Origin of the sequence: Microbacterium invictum, from assembly GCF_014197265.1 — a bacterium.
GTDB lineage: Bacteria > Actinomycetota > Actinomycetes > Actinomycetales > Microbacteriaceae > Microbacterium > Microbacterium invictum.
Genome location: NZ_JACIFH010000001.1, coordinates 1,825,187 through 1,843,236, shown reverse-complemented (window position 1 = coordinate 1,843,236; position 18,050 = coordinate 1,825,187). Strand labels below are relative to the sequence as shown.

Below are 18,050 nucleotides of genomic sequence, written 5' to 3'. Positions count from 1 at the left end.
AGGGTGTCGCCCCCTCGGCGTTCTCGGACGGCGCGTTCGGGCGGCCCTGGCACGACTCGGGCCCGCCGGCAGTCAGCGTTGCGCAGCGGATCGGCGCGGCGGCTTCAGTTCTCGCAGAGCTTGGGGGCGTCGCCCCGGCCGAACCGGTAGTCGTACTGCACGTCGTCGACCGCGACGATCACCCGCATGCCGTCGACGAGGGCCTGCGTGTACGACACACCCGGCTGCGGGCAGCCGAGCGATCCATCGCTGAACGTGACGTTCTCGGCCGACACCACGTCGGGGGTGCCGGTGATGCCGCGTGCCGCGAGGTCGTCGACGATCGCGTCCCAGCGCGCCTCCGGCACGTCGGCGGGCGCCCCGGTCGGAGCGAGCGAGGGTGAGATCGGCCCCGGCGTCGTCGTCTGGAACCGGTCGGTCGGGCTCGGGCTGGGCGAGTCGGGCATGGCACCTCCCGATGCGCAGGCGGTCAGGATTGCTGCAAGGGCGAAAGTGGATGCCAGTGTGCCGACGCGACGCATGCGAACCTCCTCGGTGGCCTCGAGGGTACGCCGCACGCCTGCAAGATTCCGGCGAATCCGGGTGTCAGTCGCGCCGGTGCGGCGGCGGGGCGGCATCGAGCGCTCGGAGCATCCGCGCGAGCGTCTCGCGCAGCTCGCCCCGAGCCGGCTCCGCAAGGTCGGTCGTGTACTCGACGCCGGCCGGGATCCACGAGAGCCCGTACATCGTCTCGCGGAAATCGCTGCCGCCGACCTGCCACCGCGTGTGGGTCTCGTCCTCGGCGCTGGACCCCTGGCCCCACTGCCCGAAGTAGTCGCGCATCTGGTCCAGGGGCATGGCCATCACGGCATCCGCCTCGACAGCCTGACGCACCCACGAACGGGCGACGAGGATGAACTCCTCGATCTCCTCGGCCGTCAGCGGGCGCGGCTCGAACAGCACGCGGGTGTGCTCGACGCCGCTCAGCCGGTCGACGCGGAAGGTTCGCCAGTCGTCGCGCCCGAGGTCCCAGCACAACAGATACCAGTGGCGATCCGCGGGCGCGAGTGCGTGCGGTTCGACCCGGCGGCGCGTGACCGCGCCGGATGCCGCCTCGTACGTGAACCGCACCCGCTCGTGGTCGCGGCAGGCCAGGGCCAGCTCGCCCAGAACCTCGCTCGACACCGCCGCGCCGGCGCCCAGGCCCACCGGCTGCACCGTCTCGGCGAGGGCGTTGACCCGGCGCCGCAGCGGCGCGGGCAGCACCTGCTCGAGCTTCGCCAGTGCGGTCAGCGTGGTCTCGGGCCCGCTCACGAGGCGCTGCGATGCGGCGACCCGCAGCCCGATGGCCATCGCGACGGCTTCTTCGTCGGTGAGCAGCAGGGGCGGCACGGCACTGCCGGCCTCGAGCCGGTAGCCGCCGGTGGCGCCGGGGGAGGATTCGATGCGGTAGCCCAGTTCGCGCAGCCGCTCGACGTCGCGGCGCACCGTGCGCTCGGTGACGCCGAGCCGCCCGGCCAGTTCGGAACCCGGCCAGTGCCGATGCGTCTGCAGCAGGTTCAGCAGCGACAGGGCGCGGGTGGTGGTGTCGGACATGGTTCAAGATTGGCAGATATCGCGGACAGAATCTGTCCGCATCCCTTTCTAGCCTGAGGTCATGGCGAACGAAACGATCCTCGAAGCGCACGGACTCACCAAGCGCTTCACGGTAAAGAAGAAGACCGTCGAGGCGGTCACCGATCTGACGTTCCAGGTCGCACGCGGCGAACTCGTCGCGTTCCTGGGACCCAACGGCGCGGGCAAGTCGACCAGCCTGCGCATGCTCACCACCCTCATCCCACCCAGCGCCGGCACGGCACGCGTCGTCGGGTTCGACATCCTCCGGCAGCCGGCTGACGTGCGGGCGCGCATCGGGTACGTCGGCCAGCTCACCAGCGGCAGCTTCGCACAGCGCGCCCGCGACGAGCTGCTCAGCCAGGGCGCGTTCTACGGCATGAGCAAGCCGGCCTCGCGCGCCCGGGCGGACGAGCTCATCGAGTCGCTCGATCTGGCCGGCTTCGCGAACCGGTCGGTGCAGCAGATGTCGGGCGGGCAGAAGCGCCGGCTCGACATCGCGCTCGGGCTCATGCACGCGCCGCCGCTGCTGTTCCTCGACGAGCCGTCGACGGGCCTCGACCCGCAGAGCCGGGCGAACCTGTGGCAGCACATCCTCGACCTGCGGCAGGAGTACGGCACGACGGTGTTCCTCACGACCCATTACCTCGAAGAGGCCGACCGCTACGCCGAGCGGGTGATGGTGATGGACAAGGGCCGTGTCATCGCAGACGACACCGCCGCGCGGCTGAAGGCCAACCTCGCCGGCGACCTGCTGACCCTCGGGTTCGCGTCGGAGGCCGATGCCGCTGCCGCGGTCGCCGTCGTCCAGGGGCTCACAGACCGGGAAGTGGTCGGCGAGGGCGACGCCGTGACGCTCACGGCGCCGGACGGCGATGCCCTGCTGCCGGCGGCGGTGCGGGCGCTGGATGCCGCGGGCATCACCGTCGCACGCGCCACGGGCGTCCCGCCGACGCTCGACGACGTGTTCCTCGCGCTCACCGGCCGCACCCTGCGCGAAGCGGGCGAAGGCGAGGCCGTCGACGACACGCAGGCCGCGGAAGCGGCCGACGGCGCTGCGCCCGCCGCGGGCGCCGAGTCGCCGGCATCCCTCACCGAAGCAGCATCCACCGACGCAGCCGTCACCGAAGGAGCAGGACGATGACCGCCACCGACATCCGACCCGACACGGCCGTGCGGGTGAACCCCGCGCGCGATACCTGGCACGTGCTCACCCGTGAGCTCAAGCCGGTGGTCCGCGACCCGTTCTCGCTGATCTTCAGCCTCGTGCAGCCGCTGGTGTTCCTGGGGCTCTTCGCTCCGCTGCTGGTCGGCACGTCCGGCGCTCCGGTCGGCGAGACGCTGCAGTGGTTCGTGCCCGGTGTGCTGGTCATGATCGTGCTGTTCGGCACCGGCGCGACCGGCTCGAACCTGCAGTACGAGATGATGACCGGTTCGCACGAGCGGACCCTCGTCGCGCCGCTTTCACGATCGTCGCTGCTGGTGGGGCGCGCACTGAAGGAGATCGCCCCGATCGTGGTGCAGGCGATCGTCATCGTGCTGATCGCGTGGCCGTTCGGCTTCACGATCAACGTGCCGGGCCTCGTGATCGGCCTCGCGCTGCTGGCCGTGTTCGGGGTCGGGCTCGGATCGCTCTCGTACACCCTCGCGCTGAAGACGAAGGACCGCGAGTGGCTCTTCTGGGGTGTGCAGCAGACGCTGATCTTCCCCCTGTTGATCCTGTCGGGCATGCTGCTGCCCCTCGACCAGGCGCCGGGCTGGATGCGCGCGGTCTCGGTCGTCAACCCGATCAACTGGGTCGTGCAGGCCGAGCGCGCGCTGCTGGCCGGCGAGCTCGGCGACGTCACCGTGTTGTGGGGCTGGATCGCCGCGCTCGCGGTCGCGGTGGTCGGGCTGCTGGTGGGCATCCGCGCAATGCGCACCAGCAGCTGAGCGCAGCCCGCTGAGCGCGATGGCGCCGGTTCGCGGTCGGGGCGCGGTTGATCTGCGCGCCGTGGCATCGGACGGGCGCCATCGTCCGGCGCACCCCCGCCGCGGCGTCGTGATCTGATCGATCGCATGTTGTGATCCAGCCGTTATCGCCCAGTTCTTCGGCGCCCGGCGAGCCCGGTTAGCCTTCTCGAGTGACGATGGCGAAGCAGCGACGAGGACTCATCGCCCTCGTCACCGCCATCGTGCTGCTGGCGCTCGGCGCCGGAGTCGGCGTGATCGTCGGCGATGCGCTCGGCATCCGCACCGAACCCGCCGCGGCCATGACGCCGGCCGACGCGGTCGTGCCCGAGGTCACCGAGGCGGTGCTGCCGCCCGAGATCACCGTTGCCGGCGCACTGAAGACGGCGCGACTCAACGCCGCCCGCATGGAACTGGCCGATGCGGCCGAGTCCGCCGGGGGTACCGAGGGGACCGCGACGATCACCCTCGAGATCTCCGACAACGGGCTCGCGCAGGCCGGCGAGCCTGAAGTGGAGTCGTACCGCCTCACCGGCACCGCCGATGATCTCACGGTCGAAGCCGCCGACGAGGCCTCGGCTGCCCGGGCGCTGTACGACATGGCATCCACGATTCGTGCCGGGCGGTCGATCGCCGAGCACCTCGGTGAGGACGTCACCGCGCGCCTGTCGCTGCGCATGGTCGATCTGGGCGCGGTCGGGGTGGACGCCGACCCCAGCGAGTGGGCCGATGGCACGGACTATTCGCACGCGTCGAAGGCGTTCGCCGATGTGATCCTGCCCGAGTCGCCCTATGTCGACCAGGTCGCCCTCGAGGCCGCCTACCGCGAGTTCGACGACTTCGTGCGCCACTCGCTGGCGAACGGGTACAACGCGGTGGCGTTCCCCGGGTTCGTCGAGTTCGTGACGTTCGCCGGCGCACCGGGCGGACCGGTCTATGCCGACGGCGACGACCACGTCGACCGCGCGCTCGCGCTGCGCGACGCGTTCACACCGCTGTGGCAGCGGGCCGACGAGCTGGGCATGAAGGTGTTCCTGCGCACCGACATGCTCGCGCTGACCACGCCGCTGGCGGACCACCTCACCGACCGGTTCGGGTCGCTCGACACCGAGAATCCCGAGTTCTGGCAGACCTACACCGCCGGACTCGACGAGCTGTACGAGGCGGTGCCCTCGCTCGACGGCGTGCTGCTGCGCATCGGCGAGGCCGGTGCCGTCTATGACGTGGAGGGCTGGGACGTGTACTCGGCGCTCGAGGTCACGACCGCGGACGCCGTGCGCGCGATGCTCGACGCCTTCACCGCGCAGGCCGAGGCGGCCGAGCGTGAAGTCATCTTCCGCACCTGGAGCGTCGGTGTCGGGGCTGTCGGCGACATGCACACGAACGTGGAGTCGTACGAGGCCGTGCTCTCCGGCATCCACTCACCGGCGCTCATCGTGTCGACCAAGTACACGCTCGGCGACTTCTACACCTGGCTGCCGCTCAACGACACCCTCGAGCAGGGGGACCAGCGGCGGATCGTCGAGTTCCAGAGCCGCCGCGAGTTCGAGAACTTCGGCGCGTTCCCCAACGACCTCGGCGCGGAGTACCAGTGGGCGCTGCAGACGCTGCTCGCCGCGAACGAGCACATCGAGGGCGTGTGGACCTGGACGCAAGACGGCGGGCCGTGGCGCGCCGGCCCGATGACGCTGTACCTGAAGGCCGGGTTCTGGCAGCTGTACGAGCTCAACACGCAGCTCGCCGGCGCGCTGGCGCTCGACCCCGAGGTCGACGTGGCGCAGGTGACCGCAGCCTGGGCGCGCGAATGGTTCTCGGACGACCCGGCGACCGTCCAGGCGATCGTGGCGGCGATGACGCACTCGCGCGAGGCCATCGCGCAGGGGCTGTACATTGAGCCGTTCGCCGACCAGCGCGTCTTCGCGCTCGGGCTCGAGCCGCCGCCGATGATGTGGATCTTCGAGTGGGACATCCTCACCGGCGACTCGGCCGTCCTCGACGTCATGTACCAGGTCGTGCGAGACGCCACCGGCGGCGACATCGACGCGGCCATCGCCGGGGGAGCCGAGGCGGTCGCCGCCGCCGAGCAGATGCGCGAGATCGTGCAGGCGACGGATGCCGGAACGTGGCGCGACCAGACGCTGCGTGCATCGTTCCTCGACACCCTCGACTATCAGGTCGACGTGCTGCAGCTGCTGGCCGCTTACCGCGAGATGATCCTCGCCCAGGGTCAGTGGCACGACACGTTCGCGCCGGAGGCGCTGGAGCGGCGCGACGCCGCGCGGGACGCGTACGTCGCGCTCGCGGCATCCCATCTGGAGAAGTACGAGGGCGACCTCGACCACCCGGCCTACAACCTCACCGCCGCACAGCTGGGCGTCGAGCGCGGCGATCGCGACGTGGCCATGTCATGGCTGGCGCGCGCGCTGCTCGTGCTCGCGCTCGCGTGGGTGGTGATCGGCATGCTGGCCGCGCGGACGCGGCTGATCCGGCGTCCGGGCGCGGCGGCGGCGCGGCTGACCTGGCTCGCGTCGACCCGGCCCTGGCGGGCGCGCGAGTCGACGCTCGGGATGTACGACCTCGACCGGTGGCTGACCCTGATCATTCCGGCGGGCCTGCTGGTGGCCACCCGGGCGGTGCAGACGTCGCTGCTGTCGTGGGTCGAGCTCGTGGTGATCGTGGGCGCCTGGGTCATGTTCGCGATCGTCGTGCGGCTGTGCGTCAGGCGCCGCTCGCCGTGGCCGGTCATCGCCGCCGTCGGCGGAGTCGTGGTGCTGCGCTGCATCGTGACGCTCTTCGCGCTGTCGTTCACCGGCCCGGGCGGCTATTGGTTCGTCTTCTGGACCGACCCCGTGCTGCGCACCGTGTACATCACGATCGCGTTCGCGCTGTTCGTGTGGGTGTTCATCGCCGCCGGCTGGGCGATGTCGGAGCAGGTCGGCCGGCGCCGCGCGACCGGGTTCGTCCTCACCGCTGTCGGGGCCGGGCTGGCCGTGCCGGCGACGGCGATCGCTCTGATCGGCCTCGAGCAGGTGCTCACGATCTGGAACGACCAGATGGGCCTGCTGCCGTGGGGCATGGCGCGCATCCTCGGGATCACCACGTACCTCGAGATTCCGGCGGACACGGCCTGGTACGCCGCCGGGCTCGGGGCGGTGCTGCTGGTGGCCGGCGTGCTGCTCTCGCTGCGGTGGCGGCGGGCGGATGCCGGTTGACGCGGCTCGCGGGCCGTTCATCCGGCCCGAACCGTCGTCTACCGGCGGCGTAACGGCCGCAAGCGCCGGATGACGTGGCTCGCGGGGCGTTGATCCGGCCCGAACCGTTGTCTACCGGCGCGGTGACGGCAGTATCGGCCGGATGAAGGGGCCGGTGCCGCGCGGGCGCGGCACCGTCAGTCCATGCCGAGGTAGTCCTCGATGAGGAAGCCGGTCTCGCCCGCGTGCGTCGAGACGAAGAGGTGACCGGCGCCCTCGATGGTGGTGAGGCTGACCAGGTGCGGCGCGGTGGCGCGCAGCTGCTCGCCGTTCACGGGTGGTGCGATCGGGTCGTCGGCCCCCTGGATGATCAGGATCGGGTGGTTCGGGGCCACCGTCGCCCACTCGGCCTCGGGGGTCGCCGCCAGCGCGGCGGCCTGCATGCCGGCGATCTCGGCGTCCTGGGGGAGCGCGCCGCTGACATCGTCGTTCTCGGCGCTCGCGCCGTCGACGGTGAGCAGCAGCACGCCGTTGACGCGGTCGTCATGGTCGAGCGCGACGGTCCGGGCGATCGTGCCGCCGAACCCGTGCCCGCCGATCCAGGCGTCGTCGAAGCCGAGGTGGTCGAGCACGTCGATCACGTCTTGGGCGAGGTCGTGCATCGTGGCCGCAGCCGTGCGACGCGAGCCGACGCGGACGACGCGGAAGCCCTCTTCCTCGAGCACCATGGCGAGCGTGCCGAGGTAGGTGATGTCGAGACCGCGCCCGGGCAGCAGCACCAGCACGGGGCCGTCGCCCTCGCCGTCGACGACGTGGCGGATGGCGCGGCCGTCCGGCTCGAAGATGCTGGGGTCTGCGACTGTCATGGGTCCCTCTCGCGTATGCGGTCGCTGTCTAGTTTCCCAGCCGCGAGCGGGGCGCGCCAATCCCCGGCGGGGACAGCACCGGCATCCATCAATCTCAGCGGCGCCCCGCATGCGTCGGGGTGGCAGCCCCGCGCGCTCGTTTGGCGCTTGGGACGGGTATGGATGCTGGATACCCGGCCGCGGCGCCCACTGAGTCACGGCGTCGATTGTTCAGTTGGCGCTTGGGACGGGTATGGATGCCGGGTACCCGACCGCAGCGCCCACTGAGTCACGGTGCCGATTGTTCAGTTGGCGCTTGGGACGGGTATGGATGCTGGATACCCGACCGCAGCGCCCACGGAAGCACGCTGCGGCGCGAGTCAACCCCCTCGGCCGCCTCGCCTGCCCCGCATAGCGTGCGACCATGGCATCCACCCCACCCCGCCGCGGCATCGCCGGAGCCCTGCGATCGGCGGTGGGCGAGGTCTTGGCGGCGTCTCGGCTGATCCTGGCGCTGAAGACGGCGCTCGCCGCCGCGGTGGCGTGGTATCTGGCGCCGCTCGTGCCCTTCGCCGACGCGGAGTACTCGTACTATGCGCCGCTGGGCGTGCTCGTGGCGATGTATCCCACGGTGGTCGACTCCGTGCGGTCCGGGCTGCTCGCGCTCCTCGGGCTCGCATGCGGTGTCGCGCTCGGTCTCGGCGGGCTCGCGATCATCAGTGCGGGCGCTCCGGGGATCGTGGCGCTCGGGCTCGTCGTCGGTGTCGGAGTGGCGCTCGGCGGCGTACGCGAGCTCGAGGCGGGACGCGACTGGATCGCCATCGCCGGCCTGTTCGTGCTGCTGTTGGGCGGCCAGAACGCGGACGAGTTCTCGCTCTCGTATCTCGCGACGATGGCCTTCGGGGTCGTGGTCGGCATCGCCGCGAACTACCTCGTGCTTCCGCCGCTGTACCTGCGCGAGGCCGGCGATCGGCTCTCCGACCTGCGCGGCGGAGTGGTCGCGCTGCTGACGCGCATCGCCGAGATGATGGATGCCGGTGAGATCGACGCCGCTGAACTCGACCGCGACGCCGATGCGCTCGCGACGCTGGTGGGCGCGGTCTCCGTGGATGTGCAGGATGCCGATCGCAGCCGTCGCGGCAATCCTCGAGCCCGGCGGGCGGGGGACGCGTCGGAACGGAACTCCCGGCGGTGGTGGGCGTTGGAGCGGACGGCGTTCTTCGCCCGGGATGTCGCGGATCTGGTGTCGCGGAACCCCGAGCTGAGGGATGGCTCGCGCGGGCGGCCGGAGCTGCTGGCCGAGGCGCTGCGACGTGCGGCGGACGCGGTGGCAGCACCGCTGGGCGCACCCGAGGCCGACGAGCAGCTGGCCGCCGCCGCCGACGCCGTGGATCGCTATGCCGCGACGGTGGGCGACGGTATCGGGCCGTCGGCCGCGGTGGCATCGTCGCTCGGGCGCATCACTGCGATGTCGCGGCCGTTCGCGTGACGGACGAGGATGGAAGCATGCCTGCCGCCCACCGTCCCGGTCTCCGGGTCGACTCGAGGCTCACGATCCCCGAGTCGGAACTGTCGTGGCGGTTCTCGCGGTCGTCCGGTCCCGGCGGGCAAGGCGTGAACACCGCCGATTCGCGCGTCGAGCTCGTCTGGGATGTCGCCGGCTCGGCCGTGCTCTCGCCGATCCACAAAGAGCGGATCCTCGAGCGGCTCAGCGGACGCCTCGTCGAGGGCGTGCTGACGATCGCGGCGTCCGAGCATCGCGCACAGCTGCGCAACCGGGACGCGGCGCGCGCCCGGCTCGTCTCCCTCGTCGTCGAGGCGCTGCGTCCGCCGTCACCGCCGCGGAGGCCGACGGGGCCGAGTCGGGGCTCCAAGGAGCGCCGACTCAAAGCGAAGAAGCACCGCACCGACATCAAGCAGCTGCGCCGGCCACCTCACGACTGACGTCGCCGGCTCACCACTCCCACTCTGTGGAGTCAGGCTTCTCCGCCCCCGCGAACGGGGCGAGCCGCTCCTCGAACTCGGCCCGCTTGCCGCGTTCGATGACCGTCGCGGAGTAATCGACAGAGAAGCGAGGACCGGTCTCCTTCTCCGCGTCGGATGCGGCCAGGCGGCGCGCCGGATCCTCCATCGTGAGCATCACAGACTGCCCGGAGCCGGTGGTCCACGCGGACAGCAGCGAGTACTCGCCTTCCACGCCCGTCGTCCAGGTCGTCTCGAACTCGGCGAGCTGCTCGGGGTCGTCGCGCACCCACTCCTGGTCCTGTTCGCGGATCATCGGACCGGCACCGAACTCGGCGCTGATCCGGGCGACGATGCCGTAGACGCGCATCCAGTCCGCGAACTCTGCGGGCACGGCCTCGGCCACGAGCGAGCAGCAGCTGTACGAGGTGAGCAGCGTCGGGCTGCCGTAACCGTTCGAATCGAACCCGTGAAACTGACCCTCGCCCCCATGCATCGTCAGATGGATGCCGGTTTCGGCAGCGACCTCGGCCTGTATCGCCTCGATGAGCGCGTGCCCATGCGCCTCGATCTCGTCGATGCCAGGCGTGGCCAGGATGTCGTCGGCGTCGACGTACGCGTGGCCCGGGTAATCGGCCCACGCGAGCGACACGGTCGAGCCGTCGGCGCGCGCGTGCGTCGTCACCGGCGGGATGCTGCAGCCGGTGAGCGCGACGACGCACGCAAGCAGAAGCGCTCCCAGCGAGATCCCCCGACCCATGCGGTCAGTCTGGCATCCGCCGCCTTCGGAGGCCACGGTATTCGTTGCTCTGAAGCCTTCGGTCTCGGCGGCCCCGGCATCCATCGGGTGAGGTGGTTTCGGCCACATGATCGCGTGGCCGCGCTGGAGCTGCCGCGTGAGCAGGTGTCGACCACGTCCGTGCCGGTCGACGATGCGGTGCAGGCGAAGATCGACGACGAGTTGCGGCGCAAGTACGCCGGGTCGCCGGAATCGGTCGACGAGATGCTGAGCGACGGCGCGCGCTCCTGCACGCTGCGCATCGGACAGGTGCGCTGAGCCGGGGTGGAATGCGCGCCGATGTGCGCGTAGCGTTTCACGGACACCGTGCGCGAGTTATCGTGACGACATGGGCGTGTTGAGATATTCGATCAACGTCACGATCGACGGATGCGTTGACCACCGTGAAGGGTATGTGGACGCCGAGTCGCATCAGCACGCTGAGGAGACCATCGCCCGTGCGGATGCGCTGCTTCTCGGACGCGTGACGTACCAGATGATGGAAGACGCCTGGAGGCCTCCCGCGTCGGACGCCATGCCCGATTGGGCGAAGCCGTTCGGCCGGACGATCGATGCGGCGAAGAAGTACGTGGTCTCGTCGACATTGCACACCGTCGACTGGAATGCCGAACTGGTCGAGGGCGACCTCGCCGAGGCAGTTCGGGCGCTGACGGCCACCATGGACCTCTACGTCGGCGGTGTGACACTTCCGACCGCTCTGGCGGCGCTGGACCTCATCGACGAATACGAGTTCGTCGTACATCCGCGCATCGCAGGGCACGGTCCTCGTCTGCTCGACGGGCTCGGTTCGGCCATCGACCTCGTTGCGACGGGACGGACGGACTTGCGCTCCGGCCTCGTCGTGAACTCGTACGTGCCACGATCGCGCACGTGACCTCCCCCGCCACGCCTATGGCGTGGTCTTCGCCATACCGCGGAGTCGCACAGTTAGTTCTGTTTCGATATTGGAAACCGTAATAACGACATCTCTCGTTGCGATGGGGCTGCACGGGCGAGCCCACTTCTACTAGTGCACGAAGTTGACGCGACGGTGGGAGTCGAACCCACAGCACTCCCGGGTATGAACCGGAGCCCGGACCAACCGGATCGCCGCGATGTGCCTCGGCCGGCCGCCAGCCCGCCGGTCCGAGGAACGCCTCCACGCTAGCCCGAGTCCCCGACGTCGGCCCTGTGTATGACCCATGATTCCGGCATGAGTCGGTTCATGACGCCGGCCGGAACACCGGGTGTATCAGATCGAGCGGCCCGAATTCCGGGAGCGCTCACAGCAGCACCGGAGTAGCGTGGACGGCATCCCCCTACCCCCGATCTGAAGAGGTGTTCGTCATGCGCGCGCGCATTGCCACCGTCCTGTCCGTCACCGCCATCGCGGGCCTCGCGCTCGCCGGCTGCGCTTCCGACTCGAACGACGAGCCGACCGACGCGCCGGCATCGAGCGCGGTCACCGAGTCGTCGTGGGAGGCACCTGCCGCGGCGGGCGACCGCGTCGGCGCCGACGGCATCGACCTGCAGGTCTGGAGCAACACCACCCCCGACGAGGGCGCTGTCGCCACGCTCGGCGACCCCGCCGAGGGCACGCAGTGGGTCACCCTCAACGTCGCCCAGTGGGTCTCGGAAGAGGGCCTGAACGACACCGACGTGGCGCCGGTGCTGCGTTCGACCGCCGACACCGCTTTCGAGGGCGAGGCGGTCTCGCCGCGCGCCGTCGAGGTGCCGATGACCGCAGACCGGCTCTACACCTACGCGTGGAGCTACCAGGTTCCCGAAGAGCTCGTCGACCCGGCAGAGCTCATCGTGTGCACGACCGCTGAAGAAGACGCTGCCTGCAGCGACATCGCAGAGTAAGTCTCTGACACCCGATTCGGCCAGGCTCTTCGGAGTCTGGCCGAACGTGTTTCACGGGCTCGGGACGATCTCCTTGCCCAGCGGCATGAGCGAGATCGGCACCATCTTGAAGCTGGCGATGCCCAGCGGAATGCCGATGATCGTGATGCACAGCGCGATGCCGGTGGTGATGTGCCCGATCGCGAGCCAGATGCCCGCGAGGATCACCCAGATCACGTTGCCGAGGAACGACCCGACACCGGCCGTCGGCTTCGCGATGATCGTCTGCCCGAACGGCCACAGCGCGTAGACCCCGATGCGGAACGACGCGATCGCCCACGGGATCGTGATGATCGGGATGCACAGCAGCACCCCGGCGAGCATGTAGCCCAGGAACATCCAGAAGCCCGACAGCACGAGCCAGATGATGTTGAGAAGGGTGCGCATGAACCTATTGTCGATGGATGCCGCTGGGAAACCTCCCGCGGCACGCGACCGGCCTCGCTCAGCGGCGCGCGGCCAGCAGCACGTGCGCGCGACGCAGCAGCCCGACCAGTCCCGCGACGAGCACGAGCACGCCGACGGTCAGCAGCGCGTACGCGATGACCGCCGGGGCGGTGAGGGCCGCGAGCCAGTCCAGCATCTGGTCGAATCGCTCCGGTGACGACACCAGCTGGATGCCGGCGACGGCGAGGGCGGCGAACACGAGGCCCCACAGGATGGCCGCCCAGCGGGTGCGTGGGCGCGTCGCGCTCGTTCCTGTGTCGGCCTCGTCGCCCGACGCAGCAAGCGGGGGCTCGTCGGGCGTGAACGGCACGAGGTCAGTTGTCTCCACCCGCGGCCATATGAACCTCGTGAGCGACGCCGTGATTGCCGCGATCGCGATCGAACACGGGGCGACCGTCGTGAGCTTCGACCGCGATTTTGCACGGTTCCCGGCGCTGCGGTGGGAGGTTCCGAGCGAGTGAGACCTCGATTCTCGGTCGAGGTGCCGGACCGGGGAGCGGGACGCTCCGGCGCACTACCGTGTCGGCGCGCCGACCTAGACTTGACGGGCCATGCCTGAACCCCAAGGGCCCATGATCGTGGGCGAACCATCCAGCGGCGCGCGCGCCGACGACGACCTGCTCCGCGGGCTCAATCCGCCGCAACGCGACGCCGTCACCTACCGCGGGCAGGCGCTGCTGATCGTCGCCGGCGCCGGGTCGGGCAAGACCAGCGTGCTCACTCGCCGCATCGCGTCGCTGCTGCGCAACCGTGAGGCGTGGCCGAGCCAGATCCTCGCGATCACGTTCACGAACAAGGCGGCCGGTGAAATGCGCGAGCGCGTGCAGCAGCTGGTCGGCGACAGTGCGCAGAGCATGTGGATTTCGACGTTCCACTCCGCGTGCGTGCGGATCCTGCGCCGTGAGGCGCAGCAGTTCGGGTTCACCAAGAGCTTCACGATCTACGACTCGGGCGACTCACGTGCGCTGATCAAACGCCTCGTCAAAGAGCACGAAGCCGATGCGTTCGGCCTCACTCCGGCATCCGTTCAGGGGCGCATCTCGAAGCTCAAGAACGAACTCGCCGATGCGGAGTCGTTCGCCCGCCAGGCGAACATGTCCGATCCCGCCGAGCGGCTGTTCGCCGAGATCTTCGCCGACTACCAGCGGGCGCTGCAGAAGGCGAACGCGTTCGACTTCGACGACCTGATCGCGCAGACCGTCTACCTGTTCCGCGCGTTCCCGCATGTGGCCGACGTCTACCGCCGCCGGTTCCGGCATGTGCTGGTCGACGAGTATCAGGACACCAACCATGCGCAGTACGCCCTGATCCACGAGCTGACCCGACCGGTGGTGGGCGACGCGGAGCCGTATGCCGCGGGCGGAATGATGATCTTCGAGGCGTCCGAAGCGCCAGAGCTCGAGGGCGCTTCGCTCACGGTGGTCGGCGACTCCGACCAGTCGATCTACGCGTTCCGCGGCGCCGACATCCGCAACATCACCGAGTTCGAGCGGGACTTCCCAGGGGCGAAGGTCGTGCTGCTCGAGCAGAACTACCGGTCCACCCAGAACATCCTGTCGGCGGCGAACGCGGTCATCGGCCACAACTTCGACCGCAAGGACAAGAAGCTGTGGACAGACGTCGGCGACGGCGACCCCATCATCGGGTTCACCGGCTACTCGCAGCACGACGAGGCGCAGTTCGTCGCCGACGAGGTCGAGGCGCTGCGCCGCAAGGGCGTCGACTACGCGCAGATGGCCGTGTTCTACCGGACCAACTCGCAGTCGCGTGCACTGGAGGAGATCTTGATCCGCTCGGCGGTGCCGTACAAGATCATGGGCGGCACGAAGTTCTACGACCGCGCCGAGATCAAGGACGCCCTCGCCTACCTCGTCGCAGTGACGAACCCTGCCGACGAACTGGCCGTCCGCCGCATCCTGAACAAGCCGCGCCGCGGCATCGGCGACGTCACCGAGACGACGATCGCGCGCTACGCGGCCGACGAGGGCATCACCTTCCGCGACGCTCTCGCCAACGCATCGGCGCTCGGGGTGGGGCCGAAGATCCAGCACGCCATCTCGCACCTCGACGCGGTGCTGGCCGAAGCCACCGAGATCATGCTGCCCTCGTCGGGCGAGGTCGCGCCCCCGGCGGCGGTCACCGAGGGGCTGACGCTGCTGCTGAACAAGTCGGGCTATCTCGACGCGCTGCGCATCTCGAAGGATCCGCAGGACGAGGCGCGCGTGGAGAACCTCGACGAACTGGTCGCCGTCACGCGCGAGTTCGCGCGCAACAATCCCGAGGGTACGATCCTCGACTTCCTCACCGAGGTCGCACTGGTGTCGGATGCCGATGATCTCGACGATGCCTCCGGCTCGGTCTCGCTGATGACGATGCACACCGCCAAGGGCCTCGAGTACGACGCCGTGTTCGTCACCGGTGTCGAGGAAGACCTCATCCCGCACCGCATCTCGGCGGGCGAGCCCGGCGGCCCGCAGGAAGAGCGACGCCTCTTCTATGTGGCGCTCACGCGCGCGCGCAAGCGGCTCTACCTCTCGCTCGCGATGACTCGTGCGCAGTTCGGCGAGGTGTCGGTCGCGATGCCCAGCCGGTTCCTGCAGGAGATCCCGCACGAGCTCATCGACTGGCGGCAGTCGCCCGGCGACGTGAACTCGCGTGGCGGGTCGCGGTCCCGCGCGCTGAACGCGCGCCGGCCCGGCGGTGGGTTCGGCGGTTCGGGCGGCGGTGGTGCCGGCGGCTCTGGTGGTGGCCGGTACGGTGACGACCTGGTGCCGCTGCCGCGGCGCGAGAAGCCGGTCGGGTCGATCGAGAAGTTCGCGAACCGGATCCCCGCGAAGGTTCGCGACAACAGCGACCTCGAGCTGGCTCCAGGGGATCGGATCAGGCACGACGACTTCGGTGACGGTCGCGTCGACATGGTCACCGGCGAGGGCGCCAAGCGCGTCGCGCACGTGCGGTTCGACAGCGCGGGAGCGAAGAAGCTGCTCATCAAGATCGCGCCCATCAGCAAGCTGTAGACCTCGGCGCGGGGGATGCGAGCCGAGCCGGGCAATCGTCCGATCCGGGGAATCTCCGATCCGGCAGTCCTCGGGCCCGGGGAATCCTTCGATCCGGGGAGTCCTTCGATCCGGAGGATGAGTTGTCCACAGATATTTAGAATACGACTTCGAATGTCGGAGGTCTTTGCCACACTGTCCGTATGAACATTTTGGCGGATGTGGCGCACCGGTTGGACCGGTTGTCGTGTTTCGCTGAGCTGGGGGTGCCGGCGGCAGAGTTGCCGGGGGCGGTGTTGGATCTCAGTGACCGGTCGGTGGTGGAGATCGCGCGGGATCTCGCGGCGATCGCGAATGATGTGGCCCGGTTGCAGGCGCTGATGGCCGGGGTGGCGGCGCATCGGTCGCAGCGCAAGGACGGGCAGAACGGGCTGTCGGCCACGGAGGGTCATGCGAGCCCGGCGTCGTTGATCCAGGACATCACGGGCGGGTCGAAGGCTGACGTGCTGCGGCAGGTGCGTGTCGGGAAGGCGCTGCTCGAAGAGGTCATCGAGTTGCGGGAGGGGCGCCCGGGTGCCGGGCCCGAGTCGGGACAGGGAGGGCCGGGGTCCGGCGCTGGTGGGTCGGGTGCCGGTGGTGAGGGCGCTTCCGGCGAGGCGGCTGTCCCCGCGGCGGCACCGCGGGCGACGTGGAAGACGGTGCTGCGTGATGCGCATCTGGGTCGCCGGCTCACCGCGGAGCAGCATGATGTGATCCGCCGGGGTCTGGGGGAGCCGTTCGACGATTCCGAGGACACCGCACAGGTGTGGGTGGTGGCGGCGGCCTCGCTTGTGGATGACGCCGTGAACTTGACGGTGGAGGATCTGGCGGTTCACGCCCGCGCGGTGCGTGACGCGATCGACCCGGTCGGGGCGGAGCAGCGGTACGCCAGACGTTTTGAGAACCGGTCGTTTCGGACCTGGCTGGATCGGGAGGGGCAGCACCGGGGCAGTATCGTGTTCGACGACGAAGACGGCGCGTGGATCAACGCGATCACCGCTGCCGGGCTGCGGCCTCGCCGCGGTGGCCCCCGGTTCATGACCGATGAGGAACGCGCCCGGGCGGCTGAGCTTGCTCATGATCCGCGCAGCAACGACCAGCTCGCCTACGACCTGGTGATGTCGGTGCTGCGTGCCGGGGCTGTGGCCGACGCGAAGGACGTCTTCGGGGTCCGGCAACCCGGCGTCCGCATGCTCATCGTGAACAACCCCGACAGCGGCGGCGGGGATCCCGGTCCGCGTGACGCGTATGGGCGGCTGTTGACTGCCGGGTTCACCGAAGACCGTGGGCATCCGTTGCCCGGGTCGGTCATCGACCGCAACCTGTGCATGCACGGGACCACCGAGGTCACCGTTGACGGGTGCGGCAACCCGCTGGACGCCGGGCGTGAGCACCGCCTGTTCCAACCTAAACAGCGTCTCGCGCTGGCTGCCCGCGACGGCGGGTGCATGTGGCCGGGGTGCGACATGCCGGGCTCGTACTGCGAGGCCCATCACATCGACCCGGTGGCCGAAGGCGGACGCACCGACATCGACCGGGGCATCCTGCTGTGCAAATACCATCACCTGCTGCTCCACAACCGGGGCTGGCGGATCACCCGCGACGGGAAACGTGCGTTCATCCTGCACCCGCCACCCGACGTCGGCGGCCCACCCGTCACCCTGGTCTCCAAAGCACCCTGGAAATGGGCGTGGGATCCACCACCCCCACCCTCCAAACCGAACTGGCGCGCCGCCTGACCGGCAGGCGGGTACCGCGGGCGGTGCGCCCACACGTCTAGACCGTGGCGGCGCCGACCGGCGAGTCCTGGCTGAAGGTGTTCCACCAGCGGCCGTCGCGCTGCTGCCACAGTGAGCTCACGTACATCGCCTCTGGCTCGCTGCGGTCGGGGCGCCGGTACTCGGCGCAGTAGCTCAGCATGATCGCATCGGGCGAGACCTTCATGAACCGCGCTTCGGTGATCGCGTACGACGCGACCGTGGGCCCATCAGCCAGCTGGGCAGCATGGTCAGCTTTGCCGGCGAAGCCCGTCGGGTACACCCCGACGAAGTCGGACGACAGCAGTTCGTGGTCGGCGGCTGCGTCGCCGTCGGCCAGCGCATCCCAGACGCGCAACTCGAGACCGACGAAGAACTGGAGGTCGAGGTCATCCATGCCCTCAGTGTCGCAGTGTCGCAGTGTCGCAGTGTCGCAGTGTCGCAGTGTGGCAGGATCGCCGGGCCGCAGTGTCGCTGGGCCGCAGTGTCCCGGTACGCGGTGTCCCGGTACGCGGTGTCCCAGGGCGGAGTCGTCATCGTGACCGAGACGACCGCGACCGCGCGCGGCGAAGTGGTCACCACGGCCC

The 18,050-nt window shown here is 69.7% G+C and carries 18 protein-coding genes and 1 tRNA gene; 11 read left to right on the top strand and 8 right to left on the bottom strand.

Features of this window, described 5'->3' with window-relative positions; all coding sequences use genetic code 11:
- Positions 1-104: 104 nt before the first annotated feature.
- Both BKA10_RS08790 and BKA10_RS08785 read right to left on the bottom strand, forming a co-directional pair.
- The gene (locus tag BKA10_RS08790; protein ID WP_183499548.1) at positions 105-521 is read right to left on the bottom strand and encodes a DUF8738 domain-containing protein; all 417 of its coding nucleotides are present in this window, start codon (positions 519-521) and stop codon (positions 105-107) included.
- Positions 522-585: 64 nt separating this feature from the next.
- Entirely contained in the window at positions 586-1,575 is a 990-nt protein-coding gene (locus tag BKA10_RS08785; RefSeq protein WP_183499547.1) for a helix-turn-helix transcriptional regulator, read from the bottom strand.
- A gap of 61 nt (positions 1,576-1,636) precedes the next feature.
- Between BKA10_RS08785 and BKA10_RS08780 the strand changes: the two genes are divergently transcribed.
- The 3 genes from BKA10_RS08780 (at position 1,637) to BKA10_RS08770 (ending at position 6,755) form a co-directional block, all read left to right on the top strand.
- Positions 1,637-2,737, top strand: a complete 1,101-nt coding sequence (locus tag BKA10_RS08780) for an ATP-binding cassette domain-containing protein (protein WP_183499546.1) — start codon at positions 1,637-1,639, stop codon at positions 2,735-2,737.
- Entirely contained in the window at positions 2,734-3,525 is a 792-nt protein-coding gene (locus tag BKA10_RS08775; RefSeq protein WP_183499545.1) for an ABC transporter permease, read from the top strand. Before BKA10_RS08780 ends, BKA10_RS08775 begins: the two co-directional genes overlap by 4 nt.
- A gap of 197 nt (positions 3,526-3,722) precedes the next feature.
- Positions 3,723-6,755 (top strand): hypothetical protein, encoded by a 3,033-nt coding sequence (locus BKA10_RS08770; RefSeq protein WP_183501127.1) that lies wholly within the window; start codon positions 3,723-3,725, stop codon positions 6,753-6,755.
- A gap of 176 nt (positions 6,756-6,931) precedes the next feature.
- On the opposite strand, the gene BKA10_RS08765 is transcribed toward BKA10_RS08770, so the two are convergent.
- Positions 6,932-7,600 (bottom strand): alpha/beta fold hydrolase, encoded by a 669-nt coding sequence (locus tag BKA10_RS08765; protein WP_183499544.1) that lies wholly within the window; start codon positions 7,598-7,600, stop codon positions 6,932-6,934.
- 403 nt (positions 7,601-8,003) lie between these two features.
- Between BKA10_RS08765 and BKA10_RS08760 the strand changes: the two genes are divergently transcribed.
- Positions 8,004-9,068, top strand: coding sequence for an aromatic acid exporter family protein (locus BKA10_RS08760; RefSeq protein WP_241739890.1), 1,065 nt, complete (start codon positions 8,004-8,006; stop codon positions 9,066-9,068).
- 17 nt (positions 9,069-9,085) lie between these two features.
- Positions 9,086-9,523, top strand: coding sequence for an alternative ribosome rescue aminoacyl-tRNA hydrolase ArfB (arfB, locus tag BKA10_RS08755; RefSeq protein ID WP_183499543.1), 438 nt, complete (start codon positions 9,086-9,088; stop codon positions 9,521-9,523).
- Between the two features lie 10 nt (positions 9,524-9,533).
- On the opposite strand, the gene BKA10_RS08750 is transcribed toward arfB, so the two are convergent.
- Positions 9,534-10,301, bottom strand: coding sequence for a hypothetical protein (locus BKA10_RS08750; protein WP_183499542.1), 768 nt, complete (start codon positions 10,299-10,301; stop codon positions 9,534-9,536).
- 114 nt (positions 10,302-10,415) lie between these two features.
- Here BKA10_RS08750 and BKA10_RS08745 point away from each other — a divergent pair, with 114 nt between their 5' ends.
- Together BKA10_RS08745 and BKA10_RS08740 are read left to right on the top strand one after the other, a co-directional pair.
- Positions 10,416-10,598: a hypothetical protein gene (locus BKA10_RS08745; RefSeq protein WP_183499541.1), complete on the top strand. Its 183-nt coding sequence runs from the start codon at positions 10,416-10,418 to the stop codon at positions 10,596-10,598.
- Positions 10,599-10,668: 70 nt separating this feature from the next.
- On the top strand, positions 10,669-11,214 hold the full coding sequence (locus BKA10_RS08740) for a dihydrofolate reductase family protein (protein ID WP_183499540.1): 546 nt from the start codon (positions 10,669-10,671) through the stop codon (positions 11,212-11,214).
- A 148-nt stretch (positions 11,215-11,362) separates the two neighbouring features.
- On the opposite strand, the gene BKA10_RS08735 is transcribed toward BKA10_RS08740, so the two are convergent.
- A tRNA-Met gene (locus BKA10_RS08735) sits at positions 11,363-11,434 on the bottom strand.
- 232 nt (positions 11,435-11,666) lie between these two features.
- On the opposite strand from BKA10_RS08735, the gene BKA10_RS08730 reads away from it, so the two are divergent.
- Positions 11,667-12,185 carry a hypothetical protein gene (locus tag BKA10_RS08730; protein ID WP_183499539.1) on the top strand — a complete coding sequence of 173 codons (519 nt, stop codon included), beginning with the start codon at positions 11,667-11,669 and terminating at the stop codon, positions 12,183-12,185.
- A 51-nt stretch (positions 12,186-12,236) separates the two neighbouring features.
- On the opposite strand, the gene BKA10_RS08725 is transcribed toward BKA10_RS08730, so the two are convergent.
- Positions 12,237-12,611, bottom strand: coding sequence for a YccF domain-containing protein (locus BKA10_RS08725; protein ID WP_183499538.1), 375 nt, complete (start codon positions 12,609-12,611; stop codon positions 12,237-12,239).
- Positions 12,612-12,669: 58 nt separating this feature from the next.
- Positions 12,670-12,999: a hypothetical protein gene (locus BKA10_RS16660; protein ID WP_241739891.1), complete on the bottom strand. Its 330-nt coding sequence runs from the start codon at positions 12,997-12,999 to the stop codon at positions 12,670-12,672.
- Positions 13,000-13,018: 19 nt separating this feature from the next.
- On the opposite strand from BKA10_RS16660, the gene BKA10_RS16655 reads away from it, so the two are divergent.
- From BKA10_RS16655 to BKA10_RS08705, 3 genes are all read left to right on the top strand, one after another.
- Positions 13,019-13,132: a DUF5615 family PIN-like protein gene (locus tag BKA10_RS16655; RefSeq protein ID WP_248198852.1), complete on the top strand. Its 114-nt coding sequence runs from the start codon at positions 13,019-13,021 to the stop codon at positions 13,130-13,132.
- 90 nt (positions 13,133-13,222) lie between these two features.
- Positions 13,223-15,688 (top strand): ATP-dependent helicase, encoded by a 2,466-nt coding sequence (locus BKA10_RS08710; protein WP_183499535.1) that lies wholly within the window; start codon positions 13,223-13,225, stop codon positions 15,686-15,688.
- 272 nt (positions 15,689-15,960) lie between these two features.
- On the top strand, positions 15,961-17,445 hold the full coding sequence (locus tag BKA10_RS08705; protein ID WP_183499534.1) for an HNH endonuclease signature motif containing protein: 1,485 nt from the start codon (positions 15,961-15,963) through the stop codon (positions 17,443-17,445).
- A 37-nt stretch (positions 17,446-17,482) separates the two neighbouring features.
- Here BKA10_RS08705 and BKA10_RS08700 read toward each other — a convergent pair whose 3' ends face one another.
- Positions 17,483-17,860, bottom strand: coding sequence for a DUF4440 domain-containing protein (locus tag BKA10_RS08700; RefSeq protein WP_183499533.1), 378 nt, complete (start codon positions 17,858-17,860; stop codon positions 17,483-17,485).
- Positions 17,861-18,050: the final 190 nt, after the last annotated feature.

What these genes read in the sequence shown, in the direction of transcription:
- BKA10_RS08790 (WP_183499548.1), bottom strand. Translation starts at nt 521, where the DNA reads ATGCGTCGCGTCGGCACACTGGCATCCACTTTCGCCCTTGCAGCAATC.
- BKA10_RS08785 (WP_183499547.1), bottom strand. Translation starts at nt 1,575, where the DNA reads ATGTCCGACACCACCACCCGCGCCCTGTCGCTGCTGAACCTGCTGCAG.
- BKA10_RS08780 (WP_183499546.1), top strand. Translation starts at nt 1,637, where the DNA reads ATGGCGAACGAAACGATCCTCGAAGCGCACGGACTCACCAAGCGCTTC.
- BKA10_RS08775 (WP_183499545.1), top strand. Translation starts at nt 2,734, where the DNA reads ATGACCGCCACCGACATCCGACCCGACACGGCCGTGCGGGTGAACCCC.
- BKA10_RS08770 (WP_183501127.1), top strand. Translation starts at nt 3,723, where the DNA reads ATGGCGAAGCAGCGACGAGGACTCATCGCCCTCGTCACCGCCATCGTG.
- BKA10_RS08765 (WP_183499544.1), bottom strand. Translation starts at nt 7,600, where the DNA reads ATGACAGTCGCAGACCCCAGCATCTTCGAGCCGGACGGCCGCGCCATC.
- BKA10_RS08760 (WP_241739890.1), top strand. Translation starts at nt 8,004, where the DNA reads ATGGCATCCACCCCACCCCGCCGCGGCATCGCCGGAGCCCTGCGATCG.
- arfB (WP_183499543.1), top strand. Translation starts at nt 9,086, where the DNA reads ATGCCTGCCGCCCACCGTCCCGGTCTCCGGGTCGACTCGAGGCTCACG.
- BKA10_RS08750 (WP_183499542.1), bottom strand. Translation starts at nt 10,301, where the DNA reads ATGGGTCGGGGGATCTCGCTGGGAGCGCTTCTGCTTGCGTGCGTCGTC.
- BKA10_RS08740 (WP_183499540.1), top strand. Translation starts at nt 10,669, where the DNA reads ATGGGCGTGTTGAGATATTCGATCAACGTCACGATCGACGGATGCGTT.
- BKA10_RS08730 (WP_183499539.1), top strand. Translation starts at nt 11,667, where the DNA reads ATGCGCGCGCGCATTGCCACCGTCCTGTCCGTCACCGCCATCGCGGGC.
- BKA10_RS08725 (WP_183499538.1), bottom strand. Translation starts at nt 12,611, where the DNA reads ATGCGCACCCTTCTCAACATCATCTGGCTCGTGCTGTCGGGCTTCTGG.
- BKA10_RS08710 (WP_183499535.1), top strand. Translation starts at nt 13,223, where the DNA reads ATGCCTGAACCCCAAGGGCCCATGATCGTGGGCGAACCATCCAGCGGC.
- BKA10_RS08700 (WP_183499533.1), bottom strand. Translation starts at nt 17,860, where the DNA reads ATGGATGACCTCGACCTCCAGTTCTTCGTCGGTCTCGAGTTGCGCGTC.